Annotated in this window: 17 protein-coding genes; 8 read left to right on the forward strand and 9 right to left on the reverse strand. The window is 65.6% G+C overall.

Going from position 1 to position 17801, the window contains the following annotated elements; translation table 11 throughout:
* Positions 1 to 8 precede the first annotated feature (8 nt).
* Together NLM32_RS01790 and NLM32_RS01795 are read right to left on the reverse strand one after the other, a co-directional pair.
* Positions 9 to 1556 (reverse strand): alkaline phosphatase, encoded by a 1548-nt coding sequence (locus NLM32_RS01790; protein ID WP_254127545.1) that lies wholly within the window; start codon positions 1554 to 1556, stop codon positions 9 to 11.
* Between the two features lie 108 nt (positions 1557 to 1664).
* A complete protein-coding gene (locus NLM32_RS01795) occupies positions 1665 to 3110 on the reverse strand; it encodes a TAXI family TRAP transporter solute-binding subunit (RefSeq protein WP_254127547.1) in 1446 nt (481 codons plus the stop codon).
* A 151-nt stretch (positions 3111 to 3261) separates the two neighbouring features.
* On the opposite strand from NLM32_RS01795, the gene NLM32_RS01800 reads away from it, so the two are divergent.
* Both NLM32_RS01800 and NLM32_RS01805 read left to right on the forward strand, forming a co-directional pair.
* Complete coding sequence (locus NLM32_RS01800) at positions 3262 to 3564, forward strand: 4a-hydroxytetrahydrobiopterin dehydratase (RefSeq protein ID WP_254127549.1); 303 nt, start codon at positions 3262 to 3264, stop codon at positions 3562 to 3564.
* Between the two features lie 89 nt (positions 3565 to 3653).
* Positions 3654 to 4034: a YkvA family protein gene (locus tag NLM32_RS01805; protein ID WP_254127553.1), complete on the forward strand. Its 381-nt coding sequence runs from the start codon at positions 3654 to 3656 to the stop codon at positions 4032 to 4034.
* A gap of 44 nt (positions 4035 to 4078) precedes the next feature.
* Here NLM32_RS01805 and NLM32_RS01810 read toward each other — a convergent pair whose 3' ends face one another.
* The 3 genes from NLM32_RS01810 to NLM32_RS01820 form a co-directional block, all read right to left on the reverse strand.
* Positions 4079 to 5233, reverse strand: coding sequence for a TAXI family TRAP transporter solute-binding subunit (locus tag NLM32_RS01810; RefSeq protein ID WP_254127555.1), 1155 nt, complete (start codon positions 5231 to 5233; stop codon positions 4079 to 4081).
* Between the two features lie 18 nt (positions 5234 to 5251).
* Complete coding sequence (locus tag NLM32_RS01815; protein ID WP_254127557.1) at positions 5252 to 6100, reverse strand: hypothetical protein; 849 nt, start codon at positions 6098 to 6100, stop codon at positions 5252 to 5254.
* Positions 6101 to 6439: 339 nt separating this feature from the next.
* Positions 6440 to 7414, reverse strand: coding sequence for an NADPH:quinone oxidoreductase family protein (locus NLM32_RS01820; RefSeq protein WP_254127559.1), 975 nt, complete (start codon positions 7412 to 7414; stop codon positions 6440 to 6442).
* 220 nt (positions 7415 to 7634) lie between these two features.
* On the opposite strand from NLM32_RS01820, the gene NLM32_RS01825 reads away from it, so the two are divergent.
* From NLM32_RS01825 to argG, 6 genes are all read left to right on the forward strand, one after another.
* On the forward strand, positions 7635 to 8474 hold the full coding sequence (locus NLM32_RS01825) for an SDR family oxidoreductase (protein WP_254127561.1): 840 nt from the start codon (positions 7635 to 7637) through the stop codon (positions 8472 to 8474).
* Between the two features lie 106 nt (positions 8475 to 8580).
* Positions 8581 to 9228, forward strand: coding sequence for an invasion associated locus B family protein (locus tag NLM32_RS01830; RefSeq protein WP_254127563.1), 648 nt, complete (start codon positions 8581 to 8583; stop codon positions 9226 to 9228).
* 195 nt (positions 9229 to 9423) lie between these two features.
* Positions 9424 to 10626, forward strand: a complete 1203-nt coding sequence (gene rlmN / locus NLM32_RS01835) for a 23S rRNA (adenine(2503)-C(2))-methyltransferase RlmN (protein ID WP_254127565.1) — start codon at positions 9424 to 9426, stop codon at positions 10624 to 10626.
* Positions 10627 to 10762: 136 nt separating this feature from the next.
* Positions 10763 to 11251, forward strand: coding sequence for a hypothetical protein (locus NLM32_RS01840; RefSeq protein ID WP_254127566.1), 489 nt, complete (start codon positions 10763 to 10765; stop codon positions 11249 to 11251).
* Between the two features lie 61 nt (positions 11252 to 11312).
* Positions 11313 to 12089 (forward strand): phosphatase PAP2 family protein, encoded by a 777-nt coding sequence (locus tag NLM32_RS01845; RefSeq protein WP_254127568.1) that lies wholly within the window; start codon positions 11313 to 11315, stop codon positions 12087 to 12089.
* 94 nt (positions 12090 to 12183) lie between these two features.
* On the forward strand, positions 12184 to 13521 hold the full coding sequence (gene argG, locus NLM32_RS01850) for an argininosuccinate synthase (protein WP_254127570.1): 1338 nt from the start codon (positions 12184 to 12186) through the stop codon (positions 13519 to 13521).
* Positions 13522 to 13711: 190 nt separating this feature from the next.
* Here the strand turns inward: argG and NLM32_RS01855 are convergent, their stop codons facing one another.
* The 4 genes from NLM32_RS01855 to NLM32_RS01870 all read right to left on the reverse strand — a co-directional run bounded on the left by NLM32_RS01855 (position 13712) and on the right by NLM32_RS01870 (position 17713).
* Positions 13712 to 15868, reverse strand: a complete 2157-nt coding sequence (locus tag NLM32_RS01855; protein WP_254127572.1) for an OmpA family protein — start codon at positions 15866 to 15868, stop codon at positions 13712 to 13714.
* A gap of 183 nt (positions 15869 to 16051) precedes the next feature.
* Positions 16052 to 16315 (reverse strand): hypothetical protein, encoded by a 264-nt coding sequence (locus tag NLM32_RS01860; RefSeq protein ID WP_254135183.1) that lies wholly within the window; start codon positions 16313 to 16315, stop codon positions 16052 to 16054.
* Between the two features lie 165 nt (positions 16316 to 16480).
* A complete protein-coding gene (locus NLM32_RS01865) occupies positions 16481 to 16867 on the reverse strand; it encodes a VOC family protein (RefSeq protein WP_234684262.1) in 387 nt (128 codons plus the stop codon).
* A gap of 21 nt (positions 16868 to 16888) precedes the next feature.
* The gene (locus NLM32_RS01870) at positions 16889 to 17713 is read right to left on the reverse strand and encodes an FkbM family methyltransferase (RefSeq protein ID WP_254127574.1); all 825 of its coding nucleotides are present in this window, start codon (positions 17711 to 17713) and stop codon (positions 16889 to 16891) included.
* Positions 17714 to 17801 lie beyond the last annotated feature (88 nt).

The following is a 17801-nucleotide window of genomic DNA, read 5'->3' on the forward strand; positions in this document are numbered from 1 at the left end:
CGGTAGTCTCAGGCGAACTTCGGATCGAGCGTAGTCGACCACAGCGCGACGTCGGCGCGGTCGCGCAGCGTCACCGTCATCTGGCCGGAGGCGCCGTCGATCTTGACGTGGCCGAAAAACTGCATGCCGGCGGACGGCGGCAGGTTCTGCTTGTCGAGGCCCGGCGCCTTGATGAAACGCACCTCGGGGCCGAACGTGTTGTCGAGCTCGTTCGGACCGAACGTGCCGGCGTGCAGCGGGCCCGAGACGAATTCCCAGAACGGCTCGAAATCCTGGAATTGCGCCTTGTTCGGATCGTAGTAGTGCGCGGCGGCGTAGTGCACGTCCGCCGTCAGCCACACCGTGTTCCTGATCGGCGCCATCTTGATGAAGCGCAGGATGTCGGCGATCTCCAACTCGCGACCGCGTGCCGGGCCGTCGCCTTGCGCGAACGCTTCCGAACCCTTCTTGTTGGTGGCATCGTCATAGACGATCAGGCTGAGCGGCATGTCGGAGGCGATCACCTTCCACGTCGCGCGCGAGTTGAGCAGTTCGCGCTTCAGCCAGGCCATCTGCTCCGGCCCGAGGAAATAGCTGGCCGGGCCGTACTCCGTCTCGAGATTGGCGCCGTTGCCGCCGCGATAGCTGCGCTCGTCGAGCACGAACACGTCGAGATGCGGGCCGTAGGAAATCTTGCGATAGACCCGGCCCGGCTCGACGATGCTCTCGCGCATCGGATACATCTCGTGGAACGCGCGCCCCGCGCGCGCGGCGAGCAGCGAGATGTCGCGCACCTTGTAGGTCGAGGGCAGATCCTTCGACAGCGACCAGTTGTTGGTCACCTCGTGATCGTCCCACTGCACGAAGATCGGCACCTCGGCATTGAAGGCGCGAACATTGTCGTCGGTGAAATTGTATTTGTGCGCGGCGCGGTACTCGTCCAGCGTCTCGGCGACCTTGGCCTTCTCGGGGATGGTGATGTTCTTCCAGACCTTGCCGTCGGCAAGCTTCACCTCGGAGGGGATCACGCCGTCGGCGTAGATGGTGTCGCCGGAATGCAGCAGGAAATCCGGCCGGTGCTTGCGCATGGCTGCGAACGTGACCATGCCGCCGTCATCGGGATTGATGCCCCAGCCTTGGCCGGCGACGTCGCCGCCCCAGACGAAGCTGACGTCGCGGCGGTCGGCCGGCGCGGTCCGGAAGCGGCCGACCACCGGCTCGCCTTCGATGGCGGTGTGGGAGAGATCGCGGAAGCGGACGCGATAGAAGATGTCCTGGCTGGCAGGAAGATTGTCCACCAGCATCTTCGCGGTGAAGTCGGTCTCCGGCAGCGCCGCGATCGGCGGCAGTGCGCGGGCATCCTTGAAGGTATCCGTCGTTGCGACCTCGACCAGCATCTGCGCGGGCCGGTCGGTGCGCGCCCAGACCACGCCGCCGTCGACGGTGACGTCGCCGGATTGCACGCCGTGGGTGACCGCAGGCCGGTCGGCCGCGCGCGACAGATGCGGCATCGCGATCGCGCCGAGCGCACCGGCGCTGGTGGTGAGGAAACGACGGCGGGAGAATTTGATCTTCATGGCGATGCTCTCGATATCGCGCGGCGGGCCCGCCGAGACGGCGGTGGCCAGGATGAAGTCCGACGCTATATTGAGACAATGTGACGCGGCAATTACGCGCGCAAGCGCTTATGCGTTGCCGGCGGCCCGGAATTGCGCGCCGGTGCGCTGCAGGTTCTGCGGCAGGCTGAGCAGCACCGCCTTGCGGTCGGCGACCGCGGCGTGGAATTGGTCGAGCACGATGTTGAAGGCGGTCAGTGCGCCTTCCTCGATGGCGCCGTGGTCGTAACAGCGCAGCGTGTCGCGCAGGATCTCGTCGGCCTCGGCCTGCATCTGGTCGAGCTCGTCAGCCGTCTCGCTCTTGCGCGCGGCGGCGAGCATGTCGAGCAGGCGTTCGCGCAGATGGCTGTTGTTGTCGCGCTCGTCCTTTTTCAGATAGCCCGCGAACCAGGCGCCGATCGAGCCCGTGGCCGAAAGCGCCATCAGGCTCCACCAGATGTAGTCGCTGTACTTGTCGAGGAAGGTCTTCTCCTCGCCGTCGACGAAGGCGGCCGCGCCCGGGTGCACGGGGATCACCGCATCCTTGTCGGTATCGGGCGTCTCGATCTTCGCGGCTTGCGGGAAATCGGTCAGCAATTGTTGGCGTACGGCGAAGAGCTGTCGGGTGAAGGCCGCGACCGTGGTCTCGGACAGGCCTTTGCGCGCCACGATGTGGTGCGAGAAGCTGATGGTCTTGACCTCGTCGTCGGGACGATCGGGCGAGCCGCCATACGTGCCGGCCGGGATTTCAGACGCCTCATAGACCGGATGGTTCTGCGCGATCGCGTCCGCCGAATCGATCGCCAGGAAGGTCGGCGTGCCGCCATCCTTCGCGGAGGCGGCGATCGCGTCCGCCGTGATCTTGCTGTTGACGGGGCCGGCCGCGAGATAGACGTCGGCCTTCTGGGCCTTGATCGCTTCGGCGACTTCGCTCGCCGGGAATTGCACGATCTCGACCTTGGCGGGATCGACGCCGTATTGCTGCAGGATCACCTTGAGCAGATTGACGTTGGCCGGGGTGCGGCCGACGACGCCGACGCGGTGGCCGGCGAGCTGCGCGATCTTGGTGATCTTCGCGCCCTTCTTCTTGCCCTTGCCGGGCACGGACCACAGCACCACGACGTTCTTGCGCAGCGTCGCGACGGCTTGCGCGTTCTTGGGGACATCGAGATCGCCGCGCACGATGGCGAGATCGGCCTTGCCCTCGGCGAGCAGGTCCGCGCTGGCGGTGGCGCCGTCGGTCTGGATCGGGCGCAACCGCACGAAGCCTTTGCTCTGCGCGAAGGCCTGCGTCAGCGTCTGGACCACCTTGACGTCGTCGCTATTGGCGGGACCGACCGCAATCTTCAGCGTCACCGGTCGCATCGCGAAATAATAGCCGCCGACCAGTGCGCCGACGATGGCGAACACCAGAGCCAGCGACACGAGCGCCGTCTTCCGCGCCGCGGATCGCGGCGAAGGCGGAGAGGGCGTTTCGGCCAGGTCGGATGCCCCGGTCATCGATCTCCCAAACAGGCGCTTCAGGCTCAGTTTCATCTTGGCCGGCGATTTACGCCCGCAATTGTAGCAAATTTCTTGTTCCGCAGGGTTACATCTCCGTCATGGTTAGCGGATCGGCGAATTGCCGCATGAACCCGGGGCGTAAGCACGGTGTTAGGGTAAAGTTCCCCTGAAAACGGAGGTCACCATGGCAGAGCTTCTATCGGCGGATGCACGCAAGCAGGCGTTGGGGGGTATTCCCGGCTGGGCTGAGGTCCAGGACGGCAAAGGGATCGGGAAGACCTTTGTCTTCAAGGATTTCAACGAGGCTTTCGGCTTCATGACCCGCGCGGCGCTGGTCGCGGAGAAGATGGATCACCACCCCGAATGGCGCAATGTCTACAAGACGGTCGAGGTGGTCCTGTCGACCCATGACGCCGGCGGCGTCACCAAGCTCGACGTTCAGCTTGCCACCGCGATGAACGCGATCGCCAGGCTGACGCAGGGCTGACGCCTTGCGGGCCGGAGCCGCATCCCCATCTTGTGATCGTTGTCGGATGCGGCCTTCAGCCGCGCCGGGTTGAGCGGGAGTTTCCAAAGATGGTTGCCGAACACAGCGTCGGCTTCGAGCCGGCCGATCGGCTCGCGGAAGATCGCGAAAGCGTGCGTCGTCGTTTCTGGCGCAAGCTGAAGCGCGTCGTCGCGCATCTGCCGTTTGCCGAAGATCTGCTCGCCGCCTATTACTGTGCGTTCGACCGCCAGACGCCGCGCCATGTCCAGGCGTCGCTGCTGGGTGCGATCGCCTATTTCATCCTGCCGTTCGACTTCATTCCCGACGTGATGCCGGTGCTCGGCTTCACCGATGACGCTGCCGTGCTCGCGACGGCCATTCGCATGGTCGCCAGCCATATCACGACAGAGCATCGCGAGGCCGCGCGCGCTGCGCTCAAGCGCGGGGTGGATGAGGCTGAAGTGGCGTAGAAGCGGGCGTCGTCCTGGCTTCCGCCAGGACGACTTTGAGAAAGCTACTTCTTCTCCGCCCGCGCCTTTTCCGCATCCCACGCCTGGAATTGCTTGAACAGCGTTTCCCTGTCCGCGTCAGACACTTTCGCACCTGTCGGGCTCTGCTTCAGGAACGCCTCGAAGCGTTGCTGTGTCACCGGCTCGACGCCGTGCCGGTCGAGCCATTGCTGCGCCACCGGCAACCTGTTCCAGCCGGACAGAGGCGCCGCGAGCGAAACCTCCTTCCATTTGGGATGGAACGGCGGGTTCTGAAGCGCGGGGAATTTGGTGAAGAACGCGTCCACGAACAGCGCGATCTTGCGATAGCGCTCGGTGTTGGGCGCCCAATTATAGGCCGCGAGCACCGCCGGCACCGCGATGGTGTCCACGCTCTCGCCGTCCTTGATCAGGTTGGGGTAGTCCTTGGCGGTCAGCGTCGCCGGCAGATAGTCGTTCTGGAGCGGCTTGGCATAGTCGACCTTCGCAAGGTGAAAGCGGCCGTCATTGCCGAAGGTCGAAACCGATTTGTACGGCTTGCCGCCGACCACGATCACGGCATCGATCTCGCCGGCCTTCAGCTTCTCCATCGCGATGCGCTGCTCGACATAGACGAACTTGGCCTTGATCCCGAGCCGCTCGAACACGGTGAGCGCGGTGACGAAGGTGCCGCCATTCGGCAGGTCGACGCTCACCGTCTTGCCTTCGAGGTCTTTCAGTGTCGCGACCGATTTCGGCGCGATCACCTGCATCTCCTCGTTGTAGAGTTTCGTCACATAGGTGAACTGCCGCTTGATGTCCTTGGCAAAGCCCTTGCGCTCGAGATAGTCGAGCGTATCGGCGCGCACCACGCCGAGATCGACGCCTTGCAGGAACAGGATGTCGGCGACGCTCTGCACCGAGCCGCGGCCGACGATCGGCAGCACGCGGATCTTGTTGCCGTCGTCGAGCACGGAGGCGAGGTCGGCGCCGAACTGCACATAGGTGCCGCCGATCGTGCCGGTGATCAGCGTGACGGTGTTGGCGTTCAACGCCTGCTTGGTCGAGCTCGAGCCGAACTGGAAGATGGCTTTCAGGCTGTCCGAGACTTTGGCCGGGTCATATTCGGTCTGCTCGGCGCGTGCGGCGAAGGCAGAGATCGTCATGATGGCGGCAAGCGCCATTCTCAAAGTGTTACGCATGATGTCACCTGAACCGTTCTAGTTCGAGAGGAGAGCGAGGCGCTGTTCTGCCTCGGACGATCCGAGCGCTGCGGCTCTCTGATACCAGTCGCGAGCGGCCGCAGCGTCGGCATTGACGCTCCGTGTGTCGCGTGTGCCGAGCACCGCCGGATCATAGGTTTGCGCCAGCAGAAGCGCCGCCGTCGCATCCTGCGCAGTGGCCGCGCGTTCGAGCAGCAGGCGGGCTGCCGCGATATCGCCGATCTTCAGCAGGCTCTTCGCGCGCGTCATCAGCCCGGCCAGCGTGTCGGCGTCGAGCGTCTTGACCGGGGGAGGCGGTGCAGGCGCCGCCGCGACGGGCGCGGGCAGGGCCACAGGCGTTTGGGCTTGCAATGCCGTCTGATAGGCGGTCGCGATCGCTTCGCGGCTCGGGGTCGACGGTGCAGGGACATTCTGCGCGTCGGCGCTCACCGGCCTCGGGTCGGTCGCGCGGGCCGGATCCTTGAGCGGGGTTTGCGGGATGGCCGGCGCGCTGGCCTTCGCCATGGCCTGCTCCGGCGCGAAGCCCACCCAGTTACCGGCACTGGCGGGCAAGAGGTTGCGAAAATCGGGCTGAAACAGTGTGACCAGGACTGCCAGGGCGGATGCCGCCAGAACGGCCGCGAGCACACGCGGGACCATTCTGGAACGCACCTCCACGGGCGCATATTCGCTTGGGTCCGGCGCACCGAGCGGATCGGACAAGAACAGTGGAATTGGATCGTCCTGCGAAAGATCGGCCCGCGCGGCGCGCGCACGAATAAAGGACGCGGTCGACGGATTTGATGCGGCTCGATCGAAGTCGAGCGCTCTCGACTCCTTCGACGGGCGATTTGCCGTCGTCTCCATGGTGATGCTCCCCATTACTACGCAACGCAGGGGCATTCCCGGCTTCAGTCTTTTTATTGTTGTCCAGAAGCGCCCCGGCAAACTGGAACCGGTAAATCGCAATTTGAATCAGCCCAAAAAACGACGGCGGTTGGCGCGAATTGGGAAATAGTTGGGTTTGATTGAGGCGGAGCGGGGGAATACACCGCAATTTTGGCGGCGATGGTTGAGGAGGACTCAACCAGACGGCGCCGCGCTCGCGAGCGGCGTGGACGAGGTGGAGGCGCGATCGCACGCTCCAAAATAGTCCTGGCTTTCGCCAGGACTATTCGCCGGGGCAGTCATTGCGATTGTGTCGCCTCACGGATGCAGGATCACCTTGCCCATGGCCTGGCGTCCCGCGAGCACCTTCAGTGCGTCGGCGGTCTGCGCCAGCGGGAAGGTGCGGTCGACATGGGAGGAGATCTTTCCTTCCGCCGTCCACTTCACGAGCTTCTCGAGATTGGCGCGGTTCTTCTCCGGGTTCTGCCGGGTCCAGGCGCCCCAGAACACACCGCGGATGTCGCAACCCTTCAAGAGCGCGAGGTTCAGCGGCATCTTGGGAATGTCGCCGGCGGCAAAGCCGATCACGAGGAAACGGCCTTCCCAGGCGATCGAGCGCAGCGCCTGCTCGGCATAGGCGCCACCCACCGGATCGAAGATGATGTCGACGCCCTTGCCGCCGGTGAGCTTGCGCAGGCCTTCCTTCAAATCTTCCTTGCCGTAGTTCAGCGTCAGCTCGGCGCCATGCGCTTTGGCGAATGCGAGCTTCTCGTCCGACGAGGCGCAGGCGATGACCTTCAGGCCCATCAGCTTGCCGAGCTCGCAAGCAGCGAGGCCGGTGCCGCCGGCAGCGCCCAGCACTGCGAGCGTCTCACCCGGCTTCGGGCTCGCGCGATCTTCCAGCGCATGCAGCGCGGTGCCGTAGATGATGATGATGCCGGCCGCGCGGTCATAGTCGAGATTGTCGGGGATCTTCACGATTCCTGCCGCCGGCAGCGCGATCTTTTCGCGCGCGCCGTTGTGGCCGCAAGAGGCGACAACGCGATCGCCGACCTTGAGGTCGGTGACACCGGGGCCGATGCTCTCGATCACGCCTGCGACTTCAGCGGCCGGCGAGAACGGGAACGGCGGCTTGATCTGGTACTTGCCCTGAATCATCAGGATATCGAAGAAGTTCAGCGCCGCCGCCTTGATCGCGATCACGGCTTCGCCGGGACCAGCCACCGGATCCGGCACATCGGCGAGCACGAGATCGTCGGGCTGGCAATATTGCGAGCAGAGGATGGCTTTCATGGCGGCACCTTGGGGCGTTTCGAGTGGAGTTATGGTTGGCCTGTTTCTGCCGGATTTACTGCGACCGGACAATCCGGATTCTTTGTCTTGAGCAATGCGAAGGCCTATCCTTCCGTCATTGCGAGCGAAGCGAAGCAATCCAGATTTTTTCCGTGACACGGACTCTGGATTGCTTCGCTGCGCTCGCAAGGACCGAAGAACAAAAAGAAGGATTCAAACGATGTTTGAAACAGGTCTGCTCAAGGGCAAGCGCATCCTCGTCACCGGTGGCGGCTCCGGCCTCGGTGCCGCGATGGGCCGTCGCTTTCTCGCGCTCGGCGCCGAGCTCGTGATCTGCGGCCGCAAGCTCGACCGGCTCGATGCAACGGCGAACGAGATGCGCCAAGAGACCGATGGCAAGGTCACGACAATCGCGTGCGATGTGCGCGATGGTGCCGCCGTCGACAACATGATGGATGCGATCTGGCGGGAGGCGCCGCTCGACATCCTCGTCAACAATGCTGCCGCGACCTTCATCGCGCAGAGCGAGCATCTGTCATTCCGCGCGGCGGACGCGATCCTGGCGCCGACGCTGCATGGTGCGATGTACTGCACGCTCGCCGCCGGCAAGCGCTGGATCGACGGCAGGCACAATGGCGTCGTGCTGTCGATCCTCTCGACCTCGACCATCACCGGCCGCGCCTTCACGGTTCCCTCGGCGATGGCGAAATCGGCGGTGCTGGCGATGACCAAGAGCCTCGCGGTCGAGTGGGGCCCGAAGGGCATCCGCACCGTCGCGATCGCACCCGGACCGTTCCCGACCGCCGGCGCATCGGGCCAGCTCCGCCCCGAGGGCCGCGACGAGGGCTGGACCTCGCGCAATCCGCTGGGCCGCACCGGCGAGCACAGCGAGCTGGCCGATCTCGCCAGCTTCCTGGTCTCGGACCGCGCCGGCTACATCAACGGCGAGATGGTGGTGATCGACGGTGGCGCGCATTTGCGCAGTTCCGGCGCCGAGGATTTGTTGCGCTGGACCGATGCGCAATGGGCCGAGCAACGCGCCGCGCGATCCAAGGGCTGACCCGCTAACTGCCTTCCCAAATTGGACTTTCCCGGTTATCCCTGCGACGGGGACAACCCACGGCCGGGCCATCTTCCAGTCACAATATTGAGGGAACCACTCCAGCATGTGGCGGGTGCTGATTTTAGCTTTGATGACTGGCGTGATGGCCTGTGGAATCGCCGATTCCGCGCGGGCGCAGACGGCGCAGCCCGCGCAACCGGCGCCGAAGGCTGCGGCGAAGCCGGCAGCCCCTGCCGCCGCAAAAACCGCTGCCAAGCCCGAGAGCAAACCGGCTGCCCCTGCCGCGGCGGTTGCGGGCGGCGCCGAGCCGACCCTGATCGGCCAGTTCGGCACCTGGGGCGCCTATTCGGCGACGCCCAACGGCAAGAAGGTCTGTTTTGCGCTGGCCAAGCCCTCGTCGTCGAAGACCAATCCGCCGAACCGGCCACGTGATCCCGCCTATGCCTTCGTCTCGACCCGCCCGGCCGAGAAGGTGAACAACGAAGTCTCGGTCATGATCGGCTATGCGTTGAAGCCGGGCTCGGAATCCTCGGTCGAGGTCGGGGGCGCCGCGTTCGCGATGTACACGCAGGGCGACGGCCTCTGGATCAAGAATGCAGCCGAGGAGGAGCGGATGGTCGAGGCCATGCGCAAATCCGCCGATCTCGTGGTCAAGGGCGTTTCGGCCAAGGGGACGGAGACGACCGACACGTTCTCGCTGAAGGGCCTCGCCCAGGCGCTGGACCGGATCTCGCAGGATTGCCGGCGTTAAGGCTGCCGGCTTAGGCCTTTAGGGCTAGGCAATAGCCACGGTCGCAATCGGCGGTTCCGGTTGCTATATAGACGTATCCCAAAGGTACAGCCGTCATGGCCGGGCTTTTCCCGGCCATCCACGTGCTAGCCACGGGCCAGAACAACGTGGATGCCCGGGACGAGCCCGGGCACGACGAGAGATATCAGGCAACCGATGCAACCGACGACCGAGCCGCGCGACGCAATCCTGGTGGAGAAGACTCCGCTCGAAACCTATGTGCCGCCGGCAAGACCGTCGCTGATCGGACTGTCGCGCACCGAGCTTGCCGATCGGCTTGGCGACATCGGCGTCGCGCCTGCGCAGCGCAAGATGCGGGTGCAGCAGCTGTGGCACTGGCTCTATTTCCGCGGTGCCCAGAGCTTCGACGACATGACCTCGATCTCGAAGGGCATTCGCGCGGAGCTGGCGCAGCACTTCACGGTCGACCGGCCCGAAGTCGTGGCCGAGCAGATCTCCAATGACGGCACCCGCAAATGGCTGCTGCGGCTGCCGAGTGGCGACAATGTCGAGAAGGCGCATGAAGTCGAGTGCGTCTACATCCCCGAGACCGACCGCGGCACGCTCTGCGTCTCCTCGCAGGTCGGCTGCACCTTGAATTGCTCGTTCTGCCACACCGGCACGCAGCGCCTGGTGCGCAACCTCACCGCCGGCGAGATCGTGGGCCAGATCATGGTCGCGCGCGATCGCCTCAATGATTGGGCCGATCGCGAGGACGGCACGCGCCGCGTCACCAACATCGTGATGATGGGCATGGGCGAGCCGCTCTACAATTTCGACGCGGTGCGCGATGCGCTCTTGATCGTCGGCGACAATGAAGGCATCGGCATCTCCCGCCGCCGCATCACGCTGTCGACGTCGGGCGTGGTGCCGAACATCGTGCGCGCCGGCGAGGAGATCGGCGTCATGCTCGCGATCTCGCTGCATGCGGTGCGCGACGAGCTGCGCAACGAGCTGGTGCCGCTCAACCGCAAATACCCGATCAAGGAACTGCTGCAGGCCTGCCGCGACTATCCCGGCGCCTCCAACGCGCGCCGCATCACCTTCGAATATGTGATGCTCAAGGGCGTCAACGATTCGCTCGACGATGCCAAGCTGCTGGTCAAGCTGCTCAAGGGCATTCATGCCAAGATCAATCTGATCCCGTTCAATCCCTGGCCCGGTACGGCCTATGAATGCTCGGATTGGGACCAGATCGAAAAGTTCTCCGAATACATCTTCAACGCCGGCTATTCCTCGCCGGTGCGCACCCCGCGTGGCCGCGACATTCTCGCCGCCTGCGGTCAGCTCAAGTCGGAGACGGAAAAGCTGTCGGCCCGCGAGCGCCAGGCGCTGCGCGCCATGGCGATGACGGATTAGCTAGATCTGTTCGTGCTGTCGCCTCCTCGTCATTGCGAGCGAAGGCGGAAGCAATCCAGAATGTCGCCGCGGAAGCAGTCTGGATTGCTTCGTCGCAAGTGCTCCTCGCAATGACGGCAGTGGTGGTTTTTGCGTCATGTCCCTGATCGGCCGCCTCGTCGTCATCTTCATCGGCTTTTTCGCCGCCTGTTTCGTCGGCGGCATGATCGTCGTCGGCGCGCTGCTGTTCCCGGAATTTTCCGATCTCGGCGCCGGTCCTGTCGACGAGGGCACGATCGACATCCTGCTCGGCTTCGGCTTCATCTTCGTCTCGGGTTTCGCGCTGGTGCCGGCGGCGGTGATCGTCGCGATCACCGAGGCGCTCTATATCCGCAGTGCGCTTGCCTATGCCGTCGGCGGCGGCCTCGTCGGGCTCGCCTGCTATCTCGGGCTGATCCCGTTCCACCCCGATACGTTTCAGTTCGAAGGCATCGTGCGCCGTCACCTCGAAATCATGACCGGCGCGGGCATCGTTGCCGGCGTCGTCTACTGGCTGATCGCCGGCCGCAATGCCGGCGCCTGGCGCATCCCGCCGCCGCCGCGCAAGCCGCCTCCGCCGCTGCCGTTGAATTCGAGGCCGGAATAGCGGCGCGCAATGACGGATTCCGGGGTTTTCATCCTCGCTTGCCTCCGCTAAACCGCGCGCCATGAACCGTACCGGACTCTTCATCGCCCTGGCGCTGTGGCTCGTGATCGGCGTCGTTTTCGGCCTCTATCCCGAGCTCGATCTCAAGCTCGCCGCGCTGTTCTTCGACCCCGAGACAAAAACCTTTCCGCTCAAGCTGAACGAATGGGCCGGCATCGCGCGAGATGCTGCGATGTGGGTGTCCTGGGCGTTCGTGCTGCCTCCGCTGGTCGCGCTCGTGGTCAAGATGATCCGGCCCGATCGTCCCTTGATGGTGTCGGGGCGCGCGATCGTGTTCCTGCTCGTCACGATCATCCTGTCGGCCGGCATCCTCACCAATCTCACCTTCAAGACCTATTGGGGCCGGCCGCGGCCGGTGGTGGTGACCGAGTTTGCCGGCGATCAGCAGTTCGTGGCGTGGTGGGATCCGCGCGGCGATTGCGCGCGCAACTGCTCGTTCTTCTCGGGCGAAGGCGCAACGGCGTTCTGGACGCTGGCGCCCGCCGCGCTGGCGCCGCCGGCATGGCGGCCGCTCGCTTATGCCGGCGCAGTGGTGTTCGGCGCCGCGACCAGCGGGCTCCGCATGGCCTTCGGCGGCCACTTCTTCACCGATGTCGCGACCGCCGGCCTCGTCACCTTCATCGTGATCTGGTTCGGCTACGCACTGATCTACCGCTGGCCGCGGACCCGGTTTTCGGACGAGGCGGTCGATGCCGCCCTGACCCGGCTGAACATGCCCGCCTACCGCCTCCGCAAGCGCCTGTTCGGCGGCAAGACCGGCCCCGCACCGTCGATTTGAGCCATTAAAGGGGTGCCGAGCCCCGCGAAATTTGATATTCGCGCGGTCAAACTACACCCCGGCATCAGCCCCTTGAGACCCGATTGGAAGCCCCATGACCACGATCCTGAAAAGCCTGCCCAAGGGTGAGAAAGTCGGCATCGCGTTTTCGGGCGGTCTCGACACCAGTGCGGCGCTGCTCTGGATGAAGCAGAAGGGCGCGCGCTGCTACGCCTATACCGCCAATCTCGGCCAGCCCGACGAAGCCGATTACAACGAGATCCCGCGCAAGGCCGAAGCGTTCGGCGCCGAAAAGGCCGTGCTGGTCGATTGCCGCACCCAGCTCGTCCACGAGGGCATCGCCGCGATCCAGTCGGGCGCCTTCCACATCTCGACCGGCGGCATCACCTATTTCAACACCACGCCGCTCGGGCGCGCCGTCACCGGCACGATGCTGGTCGCGGCGATGAAGGAAGACGGCGTCAACATCTGGGGTGACGGCTCGACCTTCAAGGGCAACGACATCGAGCGCTTCTACCGCTACGGCCTGCTGACCAACCCGTCCTTGCGCATCTACAAGCCCTGGCTCGACCAGCAGTTCATCGACGAGCTCGGCGGCCGCGCCGAGATGTCGGCGTTCATGACGGCGCAGGGCTTTGCCTACAAGATGAGCGCCGAGAAGGCGTATTCGACCGACAGCAATCTGCTCGGCGCCACCCATGAGGCAAAAGACCTCGAAAGCCTCGACAGCGGCATCAAGATCGTCAACCCGATCATGGGCGTGCCGTTCTGGCGTGACGATTGCAACGTCAAAGCCGAGAAGGTCGTGGTGCGTTTCGAGGAGGGCCAGCCCGTCGCTCTGAACGGCAAGACCTTCTCTGATCCGGTCGCGCTGTTCCTCGAAGCCAATGCGATCGGCGGCCGCCACGGCCTCGGCATGAGCGACCAGATCGAGAACCGCATCATCGAGGCGAAGAGCCGCGGCATCTACGAAGCGCCCGGCATGGCGCTGCTGCACATCGCCTATGAGCGGCTCGTCACCGGCATCCACAACGAGGATACGATCGAGCAGTACCGCATCAGCGGCATGCGCTTGGGACGCCTGCTCTATCAGGGCCGCTGGTTCGACTCGCAGGCGCTGATGCTGCGCGAGACCGCGCAGCGCTGGGTCGCGCGCGCCGTCACCGGCGAGGTCACCCTCGAGCTGCGTCGCGGCAACGACTATTCGATCCTCAACACCGAGAGCCCGAACCTCACCTATGCGCCGGAGCGGCTCAGCATGGAGAAGGTCGAAGACGCCGCCTTCACGCCGGCCGACCGCATCGGTCAGCTCACCATGCGCAATCTCGACATCGCCGACACGCGCACCAAGCTCGGTCTCTATTCGAAGACCGGCCTGCTCTCGGGCAGTGAAGGCTCGCAGATCTTCAAGCTCGAGAACGACAAGGAGTAGTGCCGTAGGGTGGGCAAAGGCGCGCTCTTCGCGCCGTGCCCACCATCTGTCCATGATGGAGGAGATCGTGGGCACGGCGCTACGCGCCTTTGCCCATCCTACGAGCTCGCGCCGTTCCGCAGCGTCGCGCAAAGCATCCAAAACAAAAATGGCCGGGATCGCTCCCGGCCATTTTCTTTTTGCGATCGCCTTACTGGCGCGGCGGCGTGGTGCCGGGCGGGGGCGGCGGCAACGAAGCCGTGCCACCATTGAGCAGCGGCGTGATGCGGCGGACGGTGACGCGCCGGTTGATGCGGCTCGGCCCGTCGGTCTGCTCCTTCAGGTACTGCTTGCCGTAGCCCTGCGAGGTCAGGTTCTCCGCGGGCACACCGAACTGCTGGGTCAGCAATTCGGCCGCCGACTGCGCACGGCGATCCGACAGCGACAGATTGTCGACGTCGTTGCCGACCGCGTCGGTGTGTCCCTCGATCAGGAACACCTCGCGCGGGTTGCGCTGGATCGCACGGTTGAGACCGTCGGCGATCACCTGCAGCCGCGCCGCCTGATCCGGCGGAATGGTCCACGATCCCGTCTCGAAGTTGATCGTGTTGACGTCGATGCTCGGCATCGCCATGCGGACGTTCGGCGAGTAGCGGATCTCGTCGAGCGAATAACGCCGCTCGATCCGCTGCACCGGCGGTGCCTCCATGGTCTCGTAGATCACGTCCGGCGTCGCTTCCTGGGCATCGACGATGTAGCGATCATAGGGAATGTTCACGACTGGCGGCGGTACGTCGACATAGAAGCCGCCGACCGCGCGCGGATCGCGGTAGCTGTTGTCGATGATGACAAGCTCTTGCCCGCGGGGGTCCCGGCGGATTCGGCGGAGCAGCGAACCGTCCGGACCGACCACGGTGATCACCTCGCTGCCATCGGGACGGATCACGACGGTGCGGGTTTCGCCGCCGACAGTCTCGGTGCGGATGTCGCGGGCACCGTAGCGGAAGCGATAGAGATCGTTGCCGCGGACGTATTCCTGCCCGCCCGGGTCGCGGATGATGATGCGATCCGGCTCGGTGTAGACGGTGCGGCCGCCTTCGACGACCTCCTGCCGCTGATTGCGGTAGTCGGCGATGGTGGCGCCGATCACGGCACCGGCCACGACGCCCGCGCCGAACGCAAGCGGCGTCAGGTCACGCTGCGGCGGACGCGGCGCAGGCGGCAGCGGAGCGGCAATGGTCGGCGCGGCGCGGAAGGCCGGCTGAACCGTCGGCGGGGCGTATTGCGCCTTGTCCGGCGGCGGTGCTGCGGCTGGCGTCGCAGGGACGACAGTCGGCGCCGCGGCGCCGGGCGGCGGCGCCGGCGGACGCGGCCCGGCGCCGGCCTGCGGTGCCACAGGCGGAGCACCGGCTGCCGGCGCGCCGGCAGGCGCTCCACCCTGACGTCCGGGAGGCTGGGTCACCGCGCCGCCGGGAGCCGGCGTTGCCGTCGGGGCCGGGGTGGCGCCTGGAGCGGGTGTTCCTGCGGCCGGCGGTCCACCGGGGCCGGGACGTCCGGACGGCGTCGTCGGGGTGCCACCTGGCGCCGGCGTGGCGCCTGGAGCGGGTGCCCCTGCAGCCGGAGGAGCGCCGCCGGGGCGTCCGGGCGGCGTGGTGCCGGGCGCCGGCGTCGCGGTCGGAGTGGTCGTCGGGGCAGCAGGCGTCGTGGCCGGGCGAGCTGCCGGTGCTGCGGGCGACGGAGTGGGCGTCGGAGTCGGAACTGGCGTCGCCGCCGGCGCAGGCCGTGCGGCAGGTCCCGCTGAGGGTGGTGTGGCTGCCGCAGGCGGAGGCGGAGGTGTCGGCGGGGTCGCCGGGCGCGCCGGTGCTGCCGCGGGCGGCGGAGTCGGTGTCGGTGCGTGCTGCTGCGGGGCTGCCGCTGGAGGCGGCGGCGGTGTCGGAGCGTGCTGTTGCGGAGCCGCGGCCGGAGGCGGCGTCGGCGCCTTGGGGGCAGCAGGCGGCGGCGGGGGTGGCGGCGGAGCCTGATGCGTCGCGGGCGGCGGAGGCGGTGGCGTCGGACGTGCGGGCGCAGCAGCCGGCGGAGGTGCGGCGGGCGGATGCGGCGGGGCAGCCGCCGGCGGCGGCGCGGCCGGTGCCTTGGGCGGAGCAGGGGGTGGTGCGGCTGGCGGAGGCGGTGCCGCCGGGCGCGCGGCGGGCGGCGGACCCTTTGGCGCTTCCTTCGGAGGCTGCTTCGGTTTTCCGTCAGGGCCCAATTCTGGCTGGGCCTGCGCGACCACGAGCGGCGGCGCGCTTTGCGCATGCGATGCGGAGCTTGCGAATTGCATCGCGGTCAGAGCCGTCGTGGCAAGCAGCAAGAGACGAAGGTTGGTCATGTGGTTCAACTTCCCCGGAAGGTTCTTTGACGAAGTCTTGGTTTGACGAAGTGTTGGAATGAACGGCTACGCGTTAGGCCGCATTGTGGCGGGCGAAGCGGTCGCGGCCCGATTTATTTCTGCACGCAAATCACGTCACTATGACAACGTTCATTGCGCATTCAGACGCATGTTGCAATCGCCTCACATGTGATCGCTCGCGTCTCGCATGTGATGCTGCGACGAATTGGCATCCGTCGCGGGATTCGGCGTGAGCGGACCGCTCGGTCCGCGCGACGGAATCTCTTCGGGCATGCGACCCGGCAATTCATCGGGCCGCGGTGATTCGCCGGGCTCGCGCACTGGCGGCGTGATTTCAGGTTGCGGGTTGCCCGGCGGAATTCCGGGCGGTGGCTCGCTGGGCGTGCCGGGTGTCGATGGCGGTATCTCGGGCGGTTCAATCGGCATCGGCATCACAAAGATCAGTTGTCCGGAGAACGACAACGATGATGCCGCGCCGATGTTCCGAGAGCATGATCCGGAAAAGTGCTGAGCGGTTTTCCGAGAAGATCATGCTCAAACAACAACCTGAAGCGCGATGAGATGGTCTCATCGCGCTTTGGTCGCACCGCGCTATTCCGGTGCGTGACAGACCGCCTCAATGTTGTGGCCGTCTGGGTCCAGCACGAAGGCGCCGTAGTAGTTCGCGTGATAATGCGGGCGGAGGCCGGGCGGCCCGTTGTCGCGACCACCGGCGGCCATCGCCGCCTTGTAGAACGCATCGACGGTGGCGCGGTCCTTCGCGAGGATCGCGACATGCACCGGCTTGTTCATCGCGCCTTCGCCGCCGATCCAGAAGTCGGGCTTGCCGCCGGCGCCGAATCCGGCTGCCGCGGCGTGACCGGTCTGCTCCTCCGTCACCTCCATGATCAGGCTGTAGTCGAGCGGCGCCAGTGCCTTGCTGTAGAATGCCTTCGCGGCCTCGTAGTCGGAGACGGAGAGGCCCAGGTGATCGATCATCGTAACCTCCGTGGTTCGTCGTCAGCGTGACAGGAACGTATTGCTTCGAGTCTTGCGCGCGATCGTAAAGCCGCGCGCGACCATGTCGGCGATACAATCCTGTTGCCACTCGTTTTGTGACAGATGCTCGATCACGACCGCGCGGGGCCACAGCGCCTGCGGCGCGTCGCGGAAGAAGCCGATCAGCACGCGGTCCTCAAAACCCTCGACGTCGATCTTGAGCGAATCGACCTGTGTAACGCCGGCCTCTTCCAGAATGCGCGTGAGCCGCAGCGACGGCACCTTGATCGCATCAGTGCTGGCCGGGCCGGTGACGACGTGCGTGGCGCCGAGATTGCCGCCGCCGCTCTCGATCATCAGCTCGCCGTCGCTATCGCCCGCGGCGGCCTGTACCAGGCGCACCTGCGTCGCCTTCGATGCGGCGTGATTGAACGAGAGCCGTCCAAACGTCAGCGGATGCGGCTCGATCGCGACCACCTTGCCGTTGGTGCCGACCTGCCGCGCCATCACCAGCGCGAAGGTGCCGACATTGGCGCCGACATCGACGAACGTGCCGCCGGCTTGCGTGTGCTGTCGCAGGAAGTCGAGCTCGTCGAGATTGTAGTCGGGGTTGAACAACGCGCCGCGTTCGGTCGCGCTGCCCTGGTGATAGAAACGGAATGAGGCGCCCTGATATTGTACGTCGATCGGGCCGCCGCGGAGCAGATTGACCAGCCGCGACATCCATGGCCGGAACGCGCCGCGCTTCAGCCCCGATCCCTGCGTGAGGCGAATGATCGCGGCCTGCGCGGCATTCGGCGCAAACGCGCCGAATGGCGCGGATGAAAGGGCATTGTCGGGCGTCAAGCAGGCGATCCTCGTTGCAGGCGGCGCATGCATAGCCGGTTTTGCGGTGAGCTACAATTTCAGTGTCATCCCGGCGAACGCCGGGATC

The sequence above is a fragment of the Bradyrhizobium sp. CCGUVB14 genome (assembly GCF_024199935.1).
Lineage (GTDB): Bacteria > Pseudomonadota > Alphaproteobacteria > Rhizobiales > Xanthobacteraceae > Bradyrhizobium.